This is a genomic window from Pseudomonas sp. GW823-FHT02F05 (genome assembly GCF_058797315.1).
This window is the reverse complement of record NZ_JBXAJM010000002.1, coordinates 105638-118280: the sequence shown is the minus strand read 5'-3', so window position 1 is coordinate 118280 and position 12643 is coordinate 105638. Positions and strand designations below refer to the sequence as shown.

Here is a 12643-nt window from a genome sequence, read left to right as displayed (position 1 = left end):
GGCAAGCTCACTACCGTCGTATCCGTTGGCGTGGGGTGTCTCAAGTGACTGAATGCATATGGATAGCCCTTCACCTTTCAAGAGCACGCTGATTGCTCAACTGTTCCAGCAGAACTACGGCTGGTTGTGCCGGCGCTTGTCGCGCCACACCGGTTGCAGCCACAGCGCCGAGGACTTGGCTGCGGAAGCTTTTTTGCAAGTCTGGATGCTGCCTGACCCGGGGGCGATCCGCTCGCCCAGGGCGCTGCTGGCAACCATCGCCCAACGCTTGATGTACGAGAGTTGGCGGCGCAAGGACCTGGAGCGCGCCTACCTGCAAGTGCTGGCCGAGGCGCCGGATCAGGTCCACCCTTCGCCCCATGAACAGTGGATGCTCATCGAAAGCCTGCAAGCCATCGACCGCCTGCTCGACGGCCTCTCGGGGCAAGCCAAGACGGTGTTCGTGCTCAGTCAACTGGAGGGCCTGACCTACCTGCAGATCAGTGAACGTGTGGGGTTGTCTCAGGCGCGCATTCATCAGTTGATGAAAGAAGCGCTACGTTGCTGCTATCGGGGCCTGGAAGAATGAGCCAGGCGGACCGCGACGACGCGGTGTTGGAAGAGGCGATTGAATGGATGGCGCAGATTCAGTCCGGTTCGTTCGACAGCCAGCAGCAACAGGCGCTGGAACAATGGCGCGGGCAATCGCCACACCATGCGCGGGTCTTCGATCAGTTGCTCAAGGGCCTGGCCAGCGTCCAGGCATCCCCTTGGCGTGGGCGTACCAGCGCGCCGCTGCTGCGCGCGCTGGAGCAACCTTCGAGCCGCCGGCGATTTATCGGCAATAGCCTGAGCTTGCTCGGTGTGGTGGTGGGCGCGGGGCTACTGGGCCGATGGTTGCAATCGGGCATGGGCTTACCCAGCGAGTGGGTGACCGGCACCGGGGAGCGTCATCGCTGGCTGCTCGACGACGGCAGCCGGCTCGAGCTCAATGCCCGTAGTAAAGTGCTCCCGCGTTTCATTGACCAGCAACGCGGGCTGGTATTGCGTCGTGGCGCGTTGTTGCTGGAAGTCGCCGAGAACCCGGTATCGGCGTTCGAAGTCACCACCTCGGCCGGGATTGTGTCTAGCCAGGCCGGGCAGTTGCAGGTGGCGGAAGAGGGCGCGTGCATCCGTCTATTGACCCTGCGCGGCGAGGCGCTCCTGCGCTTGCCCACAGGGGAAAGCATTGTGGTTCCCAGCGCCCATTCCCTGCTGTTCGATGCCCGTAGAGTACTTGCCCGAGACGGCCTGCAGCCGGACGAAGGGTCGTGGGCCAGCGGTTGGCTTGAAGTCAATGACAAGCCGTTGAGTTGGGTCGCGGAGGCGTTCAGGCCTTATCTGCCCGGTGTGGTCATGCTCGACGACAAGGCTGCGAAAATTCGCGTCAACGGCCTGTTCCCGCTGGACGATATGCCCATCTCCCTTGAGATGCTGGAGCGCAGCCTGCCAGTGGCGGTCAGCCGGTATAGCGATTATTGGGTCAGTATTACTGCCTCATAGCAACCCACTTAGGTTGCCTTGGTGGTGAATGCTGGCCCGAGGTGATCTTCATAGGTTCGCACTGGGCACACACTGCTCCAGAGGCAATGCCACTCCGCGCGGAATGACGGCATAACCTTATAAAAAAACAGTCTCGATCGGCGCTAAACAATCCTGGGGGCAATTGCACACATAGGAACGTGCATCCCTCAGGTAAATCGATAATGACCATAAAACGTTTGTCTCGCGTGCCTCGCAGCTCAATGATCTGGGCGGTGGGGCTCACCCGCCTGGTGTCGGCGCCGCCGCTTTGGGCCGAGCCTTTCGCCGTGGCCGGCAAGGTCCAGGCCCTGGCTTTTGATATTCCTGGCGCAAGCCTATCCCAGGTGCTGTTGAGCATTGTCCGGCAGAGTCGTACGCCGATCTCGTTTGACCAGGCGCAGGTCGAGGGGTTGTCGGCGCCGGCGATCAAGGGCTCGTTGAGTGTTGATCAGGCGCTGGAGCAAGCATTGCGCGGCAGTGGCTTGGGGTTTAGCCGCAACAATGGCGTACTGACGTTGCACCCCGTAGCGTCCGCGCCGGCAGCATCCGTTGTGCCGCGTGCGCCGACGTCGACGGGCACGCTGGCGACGGTAGTGGTGACCGGCACTCGCCAGACCAATGTGAAAGCCAGCGAGAGCCTGAGCCCCATCGACGTGGTGAGCAGCGAGCAACTGCAGAGCAGCGGGGCGACTGACCTGCGCGACATGCTGGTCAAGTTGCTGCCCGCGCTGACTCGACAGGCGCAGCCGTTCAATGCCTCAGCCTTGACCCATACCCAGTCGTTGCGCGGCCTGAGCCCAGACCATGTGCTGGTCCTGGTCAACGGCAAACGTCGCCACGAGACGGCCAACCTGAACATCAGTGGTGGTTTGCAAAAAGGCTCGACGGGCGTCGACCTGGACACCATTCCCGTTAGCGCCATCGAGCGCATCGAGGTGCTGCGAGACGGGGCGTCCGCACAGTACGGCTCGGACGCCATCGCCGGGGTGATCAATATCATCCTCAAGTCTGCCGACCATGGGGCGCTGTTCAACACTGATATCGGGCAGTACGGCGCCGGTGACGGGCTGTCCCAGGGCTCGGGCATCAACGGCGGGCTGGCGTTCGGCGAGAGCGGTTTTCTTAACCTGAGTGCCGAATACCGGGAGCAGGAGCGTACCGTCAGGAGTGGTATCGATAACCGCACGGGCCATCGCGACAACATTTCCATCGGTGACCCTGCCTTCCATCGCCAGTCGATGGCATACAACAGCGGCTATGGTTTTGACGATGACGTCGAGCTGTATAGCTTTGGGACCTACACCAGCCGAAAGGGCTCGTCGGCGGCAAACTATCGCCTGGGTTCGGTGGCTCCGACGATCTACCCGCAAGGCTTTACCCCGCGCCCCAATAATGACGAGGATGACTATTCGGCCGTCTTCGGCATCCGCGGTAACTCGTTATTCGATCAATGGCACTGGGACCTGAGCACCGCCTATGGCGCCGATAGGCCCGAAATCAGCATGACCCAATCGGTCAACGCGGCGCTCTATCGCAACACCGGCACCAGCCCCACCAGTTTCGACCTGGCTACGTATCGCAACACCCAGTGGACCAACAATTTTGACATCGGCCGCGCTTATGACGTCGGGTTCCTTACCAAACCGTTGAATGTCGCGCTGGGCCTGGAGCAACGGCGGGAGACCTATCAGATCAACGCCGGCGATCCGGCTTCGTACGACCTGGGCGGAGCTGAGGGGCTGGCCGGGCTCTCACCGCTGAGTGCGGGCAAATGGTCGCGTGATGTGCTGGCGTCCTACATCGATCTGTCGTCGTCGATCACCGAGAAATGGCAGGTGGACGTTGCCGGCCGCTACGAGCATTTCAGCGAGTTTGGCAGCACGACCAATGGCAAATTATCCACCCGCTATGACTTCACGCCGGGGGTGGCTGTGCGCGCCAGTGTGAGCAGTGGCTTTCGCGCGCCCTCTCTGGTGCAGGAACACTATACCGGGCTGAGCGTGGGGCCGGACATCGCCCTCGGGCTGCTGGCGGCCAATTCACCGGCCGCCAAATTGTTGGGGGCTAAGGACCTGAAACCGGAGAAGTCCACCAATTTCAACCTCGGGTTGGTGCTGACCCCGCGGGACGATGTGAGCCTGAACATCGATGCCTACCAGATCCGCATTCGTGACCGTATCGTCGACAGCGGCACCTATTCGGGTACCGAGGCGATCGATGCGTTGACGCTGGCCGGTATCTCGTTGCCCGCGGGCCTGGACACGGTCAGTACGCACTACCTGGCCAATGGTGCCGACACCCTCACGCGTGGGGTCGATATCACAGGGCATTACCTCACGTCCCTTGGCGCTTATGGCGCGATTGACTGGGAAGCATCGGCCAACTTCAATCGCACCAAAGTAGAAAAGAACCACCAGGGCGCCAACGGTGACGTGCTGCTCAATGCCCAGCAGATTGCCTGGTTGACATCTTCCACGCCGCGCAGCCAAGTGTCGTTGGGCAGTACCTGGAGCCTAGATAACCTTGACGTGAGCCTGCGTCTGACACGCTACGGCAAGACTACCTCGGAGCTCGACTACACCGTTGGGCCTAACGCCTGGTCCCCTACGGTGTTCAATCACTTTGTTAACAGCCCGAAATACATCACCGATGTCGCCGTGCGATACGCGGTAAATCGCAACCTGCAACTGAGTGCGGGCGCCGACAACGTGCTGGACGTACGCCCCGACAAGCTGCCGGCCGCGAGTACTACTTACGGCGATGTGTTGCGTTACGACACCTACGGCTCACAGATCGGTTTCAACGGTGCGTTCTACTACGTGAAGGCGCGGTATCAGTTCTGATACTCAACGGATAGTGGCTGATGGGATACGACTATGGCCCTTGAAACTCAAAAGGGCGGCCACGCGGAGTATTCTCCGGCCGCCCTCGGTGTGCTGCTGGCTTCGGTGATCGCCATCATGCTTGGCCCCACCGGCATCCTGCTCACTACGTTCAGTTTGTTCATCGCGCCGATGAGCCTCGAATTCAGCTGGGACCGCGCCCAGGTCGTGTTGCTGGTGACGCTGTTCGGTCTGGCGGTGGCGCTGAGCAGCCCGGTCAAAGGCTGGCTGATCGACCGCTGGGGGGCCAGGCGGTTGATGCTCGTAAGCACCGCGTTGCTGGCACCACTGCTGATGGGGTTGGCGATCATCGAAGAAGTCTGGCAGCTACGCGGTTTGTTTTTGCTGCTGGGTATCGTTGCACCGGGGAATATGCCCTACGGCAAGATTTTGGGCGGTTGGTTTGTGCAGCGACGTGGCATGGCCTATGGATTGTTGGGGCTGGGATTTGGCATCGGCGGTCCGTTCGGGTTGTGGGTGGGCCATGTGTGCATCGAGGCATGGGGGTGGCGTACCACTTACTTAGTGTATGGCGTTCTGGAGGGCGGGGTGGCGTTGCCATTGTTATGGTGGTTGTTTCGCGAGCGTGCAGTCCCCGCCGTCCAGCAAGCCGCGCCTGCGGTGGAGCAGGGCATGTCCGAGTTCGAAGCCTGGCGAACGCCAACGTTCTGGTTGCTGCTGATCAACCAAGTGCTGACGGTATTTGTGGTGTCGGGCGTGATGACGCACGGGGTACCAATGCTCATAGAACGTGAACTGACTCGGGGTCAGGCTGCTACGGTGCTGTCGGCGTTGTCGATCGGCATGGTGGTGTCCCAGCCACTGATGGGGGGCTTGATGGACCGCTTCCAGACGCCCAGGGTCGCGCTACCCTTTGCGTTGATCGCCGTACTCGGCATGCTGATATTCGAGTCTGCGAACGGCTTTGCCGGCTTGTGGCTCTCGATATTCTTGATCGGCCTGGGTGGCGGTGGCGAAAGCGGTACGACCAAATACTTCATCGCACGCTACTTCGGTTTGCGTCGTTTCAGTGTGATCTATGGGGCGGTGCAGCCGTTCACGTTTGCCCTTTCGATCAGCCTCGGTGCCTGGCTGATTGGCGCGCTGTATGACCAGACCGGCTCTTATGAGTTGGCTGAGTGGACGTTACTTGGTGCGTTTCTGCTAGCGACATTAATCCTGCTTGGATTCCGACCGTATCCATCGCCATACCTTACAGCCTGCGTGGTCTGAATAGCTCCAACGTGCTGGTGCTGGTCAATGGCAAACGCCGCCACAACAGTGCGGTGGTCAACCTCGACTCCACGACAGCCTACCGCACCAACCCGGTCGATCTGGACATGATCTCGATCAGCGCCATCGACCATATCGAGGTGCTGCGAGACGGCGCCTCGGCGCAGTACGGTTCGGACTCCATCGCCGGGGTAATTAATATCATCCTCAAGCAGAACGACAATGGCGGCTCGGTCAGCACCTCCTTCGGCGAGTACACCAAAGGTGACGGTGGCACCATCCAGCAGACCCTGAACAAAGGCCTGGCGTTGCCCAACGACGGCTTCTTCAACTTCTCCCTGGATGCCAAGTCACAACAGACCGCCGTGCGCGCCCGCGATGCCACCGGCTCGTTCTACTACCGGCAACCCGACGGCTCCGCCGACCCGCGAGAGGCCACTGCCGACAAGTCCGTGCAGAAAAACGGCCTGCCGAAAATCAAGGCACTGGGGGTGGCCTACAACGCCGAATTGCCCCTGGATGATGTGACCCTCTACTCGTTCTCGACCTTGACCAAACGCGATGCGCGGGGCGGGCAGAATTTTCGTCGGCCCAATTCCACCAACATCATCCCCGAGATCTACCCGGACGGCACGGCGCCGTTCTACACCCTCGAGGAAACCGACTACCAGGTCGCTGGCGGCGCCAAGGGGTTGGTGGCCGACTGGAACTGGGACTTGAGTTCGACCTTTGGCCGCGACAAGGGACAGGCCGATGCCGACGAAACCCTCAATGCCTCCCTGGGGCCTTCGAGCCCGACACACGTCGACAGCTACACCAACTATTTTGACCAGTGGACCAACAACCTCGACCTGACCCGCGCGTTTGAAGTCGGACTGAGTAAACCGCTGCAAGTGTCCGCAGGTCTTGAGCATCGGCATGAACGCTACAAGACCGAGTCCGATGATCCGTTGTCGTTTATCAACGGCGGCTACATCTACCCCAGTGGTCCGTTGCGCGGCCAGCCCGCGGTGGTCGGCGCTCAGGGTGCCATCACACTTACGCCGGAAGATGCCGGCCAGGCCAGCCGCAACAGCTACGCGACGTATGTGGATGTCGGGCTCAACCCGACCGAGAAGTTCTATGTCTGCCTGGCCGGGCGCTTCGAGAGTTACGACGACAGCGCTGGCAACACCACCAGCGGCAAGTTGTCGCTGCGCTATGACTTCACGCCTGAGTTCGCCATTCGCGGTACCTTGAGCAACGGTTTCCGCGCACCGTCGTTGTCGCAATCGGTGTATGCCCAAACGGCCAACCAATACACTACCGTCAATAGCGTCCCGCAGTTCGTTGAAGCCAAATCAGTGCGTGTCGACTCACCGTTGGCCAAGGCACTGGGCGCTGAAGACCCGCGATTTAGGTCCCGGACGGCGCGCAGGCCACCGACCTCAGCTAGGCAATCAACCATCAGGACCGTCTTGAGCGTGCGCTGCGCCAGCAGATCGTGCGTGAACGCCGTTCGCTGGAAACCGGGCTGGCGATCCTTGCCAGTATCGGCAGCACCTCGCCCTTCATCGGCCTGTTCGGCACGGTGTGGGGGATCATGTCGGCGTTGAGAGGCATCAGCGCGGCCGGTTCGGCCAGCCTGGAAACCGTGGCCGGGCCAATCGGTGCGGCGCTGGTCGCCACCGGCGTGGGCATCGCCGTCGCGGTGCCGGCGGTGCTGGTTTACATCTACTTCCTGCGACGCCTGAAACTGACCTCCGCCGACCTAGACGACTTCGCCCACGACTTCTACAGCCTGGCGCAGAAACATTCGTTCCGTGTGCTGCTGCACCCGGCGCAGAAAAAAATCCGGCGCCACCGCGACCGGGCAGAAAGTGAAGGAGGCGTCCTGAGATGGCCTTTTCCACCCAGGACAGCGATGAAGTGCTGAGCGAAATCAACGTCACGCCGCTGGTGGACGTGATGTTGGTGCTGCTGGTGGTGTTCATCGTTACTGCGCCACTGCTGACCAATGCGATCCCGATCAACCTGCCGAAGACCGAATCGGTGGCGCCGGTGGAGCAGAAAGATCCGCTGGTGGTGAGCATCGACGACAAGGGCAAGGTGTTCATCAACAAGGATGAAATTCAGGCGGACCTGCTCGAATTCAACCTGCAGGCGGCCAGGGCGAAAAATCCTGATGTGCGCGTGCAACTGCAGGCCGACAACTGGGTGAATTATGGGGAAGTGGCGCGGGCGATGGCCTCTGTCGAGCGGGCAGGGATTACCAAGTTGTCGGTGATAACGGCAAAGTAAGAAGCTTTAGAGTCGTGCCCGACGGGGGGGCATTAAGATCAGAGGCGCAAGATAGTGTACATCGGCGGCGTCCTGAGGATGTTCTACTCAAGGGGGCGCTCGATTATTCGTGCGAGCCAAGGAGTGCCGATGTCCCTGGAAACCTCGGCGGTGTCGTTTCTCGCCCCTTACAGTCTAGCGACAGGTTGCCTGCTGACGGCCGCCACTTTGCTGGTCTCGAGGTTCGGAGTGGGCGGGACGTTGCTACAATTTCCGATCGGCTGGATGGCTGACAGAAGCTCCTACAAAGCCGGGCAGTTAGTGTGTTGCCTGGTGTTGCTGGTGGGCACAGTGGCCATTCCGTTGAGCCAGCCTTTTCCATGGTTGGCCACGCTGATGGTCTTTCTCCGGGGCGGCGCGATTGGCGGAATGAACACACTGGCGGTGATTGAGGCCGGAGATCGGGTCACCACGCATCAGGTGTCCACGGCCATGACAGCCATTGCCATGTTTTACACTTTGGGTAGTGTGTTGGGACCGGTGGCTACGGGAGTGACCATCTCCTTTGTCAGTGCCCATGGCATGATGATTGCGTAGGAGGCGTAGGTACTCTCTTCATTGCGCTGTTGGTTCTGAGAAAAAATCATAGCGATTGAATCGAGGTCCGGCATACACCTTCGCATATTTCTCAACCATGTCTGCGACCTTGCTTCGCGTGCGTCTGGTGTGGAGCGGATCTTCTTCCTGTGCTGCTTTTGGCGGCTCTGTCAGCTAGCGGCGCCTGCTGCTCATCCTCTCACCAGGCTGCGCTTGATCCATTCATAAAGGTTGATGCCCTCTGTCGAAAGTTCACTGTTGGAACGACGGCACAGGTAGTACTGACGGCCGTCATCGACCTCCAGATCAAACAGTTTCACCAGCTCGCCATTGGCAACGTGGGGCGCCACCAAGGGTTCGCGCAGCAGTGAGCAACCGAGGCCGGTGAGCGTTGCGGTCAGCGCCAGTTGACCGTCTTCGAGTAACAAACCATTGAGCGCAGTGGCGTGCCGAACTTCGGCGGCCTGGAACCATTGGCCCCAGGTGCCGCGTTCTTCGTCGTGCAGCAGTGGTAGTTCGCTCAGTGCCTGGGGAGAGTCGATAGGGCCATGCTGTTGAAGAAAGGCTCTACCGCAATACGGCGTGACCGCCCCTGAGATCAATGGCTCGCTGTGATAACCCGGCCAGTGCCCGGTGCCGAAACGGATCGACAGGTCTGCGGCATCGCTGGGGTAACTGCGGTGGTTGGCGTACGTGACATTGATGTCCAGCTCCGGATGGTCGCGCAGAAACTCCGCCAGACGTGGAATGAACAGGTTGATCCCGAACAGCGGAATCAGGCTGATGGTGACCTGGCGCGTGGCGCTTTTCTCTCGCACATGCTCGGTGGCACTGCGCAGCACGGCGAAGGCCGAACGGATGGCGCGGTAATACTCGCGGCCTTCTTCGGTGAGGATCAGGTTGCGCCCCTGACGCACGGTCAAGGGTTGCTGAAGGAAACTTTCCAGCAAGTGCAACTGATGGCTGACCGCGGAGGGTGAAACATCCAGCTCGCGGGCGGCGGCATTCACCCCGCCGTGGCGGGCAAAAGCTTCAAAGGTGCGCACGGCACGCAGGGGAGGGTCATTAGCTAACTGTTCTATATAATTCATGTGTTGAATTAAATACTAATGTTGTTGGCAAATAAAGAGCTATAAATGCCGTATTGATGGCGTGTATGGCGCTTTATTGGTTTCGAATATGCATATGAACTTCTGATATTTGATAAAAATAGAATAAAGCCATAGTGTGCCGCGTTCTTGCTTTCCGGTCGGCGCACAGTGCAGTCCGACCCCTTATGTATGGGGTTGATGGTTTTCATGGATGCTTTTATCCAGCAACTGCTCAATGGCTTGATGTCGGGCAGTCTCTACGCGCTAGTGGCCTTGGGTTACACCATGGTCTACGGCATTTTGCGGATCATCAATTTTGCCCATGGCGATGTATTGATGATCGGCGCCATGTTCGGCCTGTCGGTTATTCGTCTGTTGCAGGCGACCTGGCCAGCGCTGCCCGCGGTTCTGGTGCTGGTGTTGGCAACCTTGATCGCCATGGCTTTTTGCGCCTTGCTGGCGGTGTTGATCGAGCGTGTCGCCTATCGACGTCTGCGCCATGCACCGCGTCTTGCACCGCTGATCAGTGGCATTGGAGTATCGCTGCTGCTGCAAACCGCCGCGATGCTGGTATGGACGCGTAATCCGCAGATGTTCCCGCAACTCCTCCCGCTGGAGCCGATCGAGGTACTGTCCGGCGATTCTGGCCACGCGGCAGTCACTCACGCTACCGCGTTGACCACCATTGCCGTAGCGCTGGTTGTGATGCTGGCGCTGCTGGTGTTGGTGGAGCGCACCCGCTTTGGCCGGGCCATGCGCGCCGTTGCCGAGAATCCCCAGGTGGCCAGCCTGATGGGTATCAATCCAAACCGCATCATCGTGCTGACCTTCGCCATTGGCGGGGGGCTCGCCGCGCTGGCCGGCATCATGATGGCCAGCAACTACGGCAGCGCACATTTCTACATGGGTTTTTTGCCAGGCATCAAAGCCTTTACGGCCGCAGTACTGGGGGGGATCGGTAACCTCAAGGGCGCCATGCTCGGAGGCCTGCTATTGGGGCTGATCGAGGCTCTGGGTACCGGCTACCTGGGCACGGCCACAGGTGGTGTCTTCGGCAGCAACTATCAGGACGTGTTCACCTTTATCGTGTTGATTGCGGTGTTGGTGTTCCGTCCTTCGGGGATTCTGGGCGAACGACTGGCGATCCGCGCATGACGCTCTCTACTGCGGTTGCGACCCCCTCCAGCAAGCGTGCCCACTTTGGTCTGCTGCTGTTCACCCTGGCTCTGGTGCTGGCGCCGTGGATTGTCGGCCACGCGGGCGGCAACACCTGGGTCAGAACCCTGGATTTCGCTTTGCTGTACATCATGCTGGCCTTGGGGCTGAACATAGTCGTCGGGTATGCCGGCCTGTTGGACATGGGCTTTATCGCCTTCTATGCCGTGGGTGCTTACCTGGCGGCGCTGCTGTCCTCGCCGCATCTGTTGCTGCAGTTCCCGGCCCTGGCGGCGCTGCTGCCCGTAGGAATGCACACGTCCATCTGGATGATCCTGCCTTTGGCGGCACTGCTGGCGGCCGGCTGCGGCGTGGTGCTGGGAGCGCCGACCTTGCGCTTGCGCGGCGACTACCTTGCCATCGTCACCCTGGGCTTTGGCGAAATCATCCGCATCCTGCTGCGCAACCTCGACCGGCCGGTCAACCTCACCAACGGTCCTAAAGGCATTGCTCAGGTGGATCCGGTGCAAGTGCTGGGGGTCAACCTGGCCCGTACCCAGGAGTTGTTCGGGCTGCGGCTGCCCTCGGTCTATCTGTATTACTACCTGTTTGCGGCGTTGGTGTTGCTGATTCTGTTCGCCTGTATTCGCCTTGAGCGTTCGCGGATCGGTCGCGCCTGGATGGCAATTCGTGAAGACGAGGAGGCCGCCCAAGCCATGGGCCTCAATACCCGGCGTCTGAAGCTTCTGGCGTTTGCCATAGGTGCCGCGTTTGGTGGTGTGAGCGGCGCGTTGTTCGCCTCGTTCCAGGGCTTTGTCTCTCCGGAGTCCTTCTCGCTCAATGAGTCCATTGCCGTGCTGGCCATGGTAGTACTCGGTGGCATGGGCCATATCCCCGGAGTGATTCTTGGCTGTGTGCTGCTAGCGGCCCTGCCCGAAGCGTTGCGAGCCAGCATGGGCCCGTTGCAACAGGCGCTGTTCGGTCAGGTGCTGATAGACCCGGAAATCATCCGGCAGTTGTTTTACGGGCTGGCGCTGATCCTGGCGATGCTCTATCGACCCGCCGGCTTGTGGCCTGCGCAGTCCGGAGGTGCCCGATGAGCGGCCCTTTGTTGCAGATCAATCAAGTGAACAAACACTTTGGTGGTGTTGCCGCGCTGAGTGATGTCAGCCTGAGCATCCAGCCTGGCGAAATCTATGGGTTGATCGGCCCGAATGGCGCGGGCAAGACCACCTTTTTCAATGTTATGACCGGGTTCTACACGCCGGACTCCGGCCGCTTCCAGCTGGACGGCAAGACCTACCGGCCAACTTCGGTGTTCCAGGTAGCCCAGGCCGGCATCGCCCGGACCTTTCAGAACATTCGCCTGTTCAACACCATGAGCGCCTTGGAGAACGTGATGGTCGGGCGCCATGTGCGCACCCGAAACGGTCTTTGGGCGGCCTTGAGCCGTCATCGTCGGGCCCGCGAGGAAGAAGCGCAGACCCGTGAGTGGGCCTATCACCTGTTGGATTACGTGGGCATGGCCGGCTTCGCCGATTACCGCGCCGACTCCTTGTCCTACGGCCATCAACGACGCCTGGAAATTGCCCGGGCCCTGGCCACCGAGCCGCGTTTGTTGGCCCTCGACGAGCCGGCGGCGGGGATGAACGCCAGCGAGAAAGTCCAGTTGCGCAGTCTGCTGGAAAAAATTCGCGACGACGGCCACACCCTGTTGCTGATCGAGCATGACGTCAAACTGGTGATGGGCGTCTGCGACCGCATCAGCGTGCTGGATTACGGCCGGGTGATCGCCCAAGGCGCGCCGGACGAAGTGCGGCGTCACCCGGCGGTTATTCAAGCCTACCTGGGAGCCAGCGCGGATGTCTGAGCCACTGTTGAACA

At 60.4% G+C, this 12643-nt stretch carries 10 protein-coding genes and 2 pseudogenes; 11 read left to right on the top strand and 1 reads right to left on the bottom strand.

What is annotated here, in order from left to right; genetic code table 11:
* The first annotated feature begins 58 nt into the window (after positions 1–58).
* From AC1RAC_RS03090 to AC1RAC_RS03055, 8 genes and pseudogenes are all read left to right on the top strand, one after another.
* Positions 59–568, top strand: a complete 510-nt coding sequence (locus AC1RAC_RS03090) for a sigma-70 family RNA polymerase sigma factor (protein ID WP_153338244.1) — start codon at positions 59–61, stop codon at positions 566–568.
* Complete coding sequence (locus AC1RAC_RS03085) at positions 565–1521, top strand: FecR family protein (protein WP_492616179.1); 957 nt, start codon at positions 565–567, stop codon at positions 1519–1521. Before AC1RAC_RS03090 ends, AC1RAC_RS03085 begins: the two co-directional genes overlap by 4 nt.
* A gap of 203 nt (positions 1522–1724) precedes the next feature.
* Complete coding sequence (locus AC1RAC_RS03080; protein ID WP_492616178.1) at positions 1725–4385, top strand: TonB-dependent receptor domain-containing protein; 2661 nt, start codon at positions 1725–1727, stop codon at positions 4383–4385.
* A gap of 33 nt (positions 4386–4418) precedes the next feature.
* On the top strand, positions 4419–5657 hold the full coding sequence (locus AC1RAC_RS03075) for an MFS transporter (protein ID WP_492616177.1): 1239 nt from the start codon (positions 4419–4421) through the stop codon (positions 5655–5657).
* Positions 5564–6946: pseudogene (locus AC1RAC_RS03070) on the top strand (TonB-dependent receptor plug domain-containing protein); the annotation flags it as partial. The gene AC1RAC_RS03075 and the pseudogene AC1RAC_RS03070, both read left to right, overlap by 94 nt.
* A gap of 146 nt (positions 6947–7092) precedes the next feature.
* Positions 7093–7534, top strand: a pseudogene (locus AC1RAC_RS03065) (MotA/TolQ/ExbB proton channel family protein); the annotation flags it as partial.
* A 1-nt stretch (position 7535) separates the two neighbouring features.
* Positions 7536–7937, top strand: coding sequence for an ExbD/TolR family protein (locus tag AC1RAC_RS03060; RefSeq protein WP_492616176.1), 402 nt, complete (start codon positions 7536–7538; stop codon positions 7935–7937).
* A 129-nt stretch (positions 7938–8066) separates the two neighbouring features.
* On the top strand, positions 8067–8513 hold the full coding sequence (locus AC1RAC_RS03055) for an MFS transporter (protein ID WP_492616175.1): 447 nt from the start codon (positions 8067–8069) through the stop codon (positions 8511–8513).
* Positions 8514–8704: 191 nt separating this feature from the next.
* On the opposite strand, the gene AC1RAC_RS03050 is transcribed toward AC1RAC_RS03055, so the two are convergent.
* Positions 8705–9604 carry a LysR substrate-binding domain-containing protein gene (locus tag AC1RAC_RS03050; RefSeq protein ID WP_492616174.1) on the bottom strand — a complete coding sequence of 300 codons (900 nt, stop codon included), beginning with the start codon at positions 9602–9604 and terminating at the stop codon, positions 8705–8707.
* 207 nt (positions 9605–9811) lie between these two features.
* Here AC1RAC_RS03050 and AC1RAC_RS03045 point away from each other — a divergent pair, with 207 nt between their 5' ends.
* From AC1RAC_RS03045 to AC1RAC_RS03035, 3 genes are read left to right on the top strand one after another with little or no spacing between them, the layout of a single operon-like run.
* A complete protein-coding gene (locus AC1RAC_RS03045; RefSeq protein WP_492616173.1) occupies positions 9812–10759 on the top strand; it encodes a branched-chain amino acid ABC transporter permease in 948 nt (315 codons plus the stop codon).
* Complete coding sequence (locus AC1RAC_RS03040) at positions 10756–11859, top strand: ABC transporter permease subunit (protein ID WP_126587011.1); 1104 nt, start codon at positions 10756–10758, stop codon at positions 11857–11859. The genes AC1RAC_RS03045 and AC1RAC_RS03040 overlap by 4 nt, the downstream gene beginning before the upstream one ends.
* Positions 11856–12629, top strand: coding sequence for an ABC transporter ATP-binding protein (locus tag AC1RAC_RS03035; RefSeq protein WP_126587013.1), 774 nt, complete (start codon positions 11856–11858; stop codon positions 12627–12629). The genes AC1RAC_RS03040 and AC1RAC_RS03035 overlap by 4 nt, the downstream gene beginning before the upstream one ends.
* Positions 12630–12643 lie beyond the last annotated feature (14 nt).

Bases quoted from the DNA above. Each gene is read 5' to 3' on its own strand.
- AC1RAC_RS03050 (WP_492616174.1), bottom strand. From the start codon at position 9,604: ATGAATTATATAGAACAGTTAGCTAATGACCCTCCCCTGCGTGCCGTG.
- AC1RAC_RS03035 (WP_126587013.1), top strand. From the start codon at position 11,856: ATGAGCGGCCCTTTGTTGCAGATCAATCAAGTGAACAAACACTTTGGT.
- AC1RAC_RS03055 (WP_492616175.1), top strand. From the start codon at position 8,067: ATGTCCCTGGAAACCTCGGCGGTGTCGTTTCTCGCCCCTTACAGTCTA.
- AC1RAC_RS03060 (WP_492616176.1), top strand. From the start codon at position 7,536: ATGGCCTTTTCCACCCAGGACAGCGATGAAGTGCTGAGCGAAATCAAC.
- AC1RAC_RS03040 (WP_126587011.1), top strand. From the start codon at position 10,756: ATGACGCTCTCTACTGCGGTTGCGACCCCCTCCAGCAAGCGTGCCCAC.
- AC1RAC_RS03075 (WP_492616177.1), top strand. From the start codon at position 4,419: ATGGCCCTTGAAACTCAAAAGGGCGGCCACGCGGAGTATTCTCCGGCC.
- AC1RAC_RS03080 (WP_492616178.1), top strand. From the start codon at position 1,725: ATGACCATAAAACGTTTGTCTCGCGTGCCTCGCAGCTCAATGATCTGG.
- AC1RAC_RS03085 (WP_492616179.1), top strand. From the start codon at position 565: ATGAGCCAGGCGGACCGCGACGACGCGGTGTTGGAAGAGGCGATTGAA.
- AC1RAC_RS03090 (WP_153338244.1), top strand. From the start codon at position 59: ATGGATAGCCCTTCACCTTTCAAGAGCACGCTGATTGCTCAACTGTTC.
- AC1RAC_RS03045 (WP_492616173.1), top strand. From the start codon at position 9,812: ATGGATGCTTTTATCCAGCAACTGCTCAATGGCTTGATGTCGGGCAGT.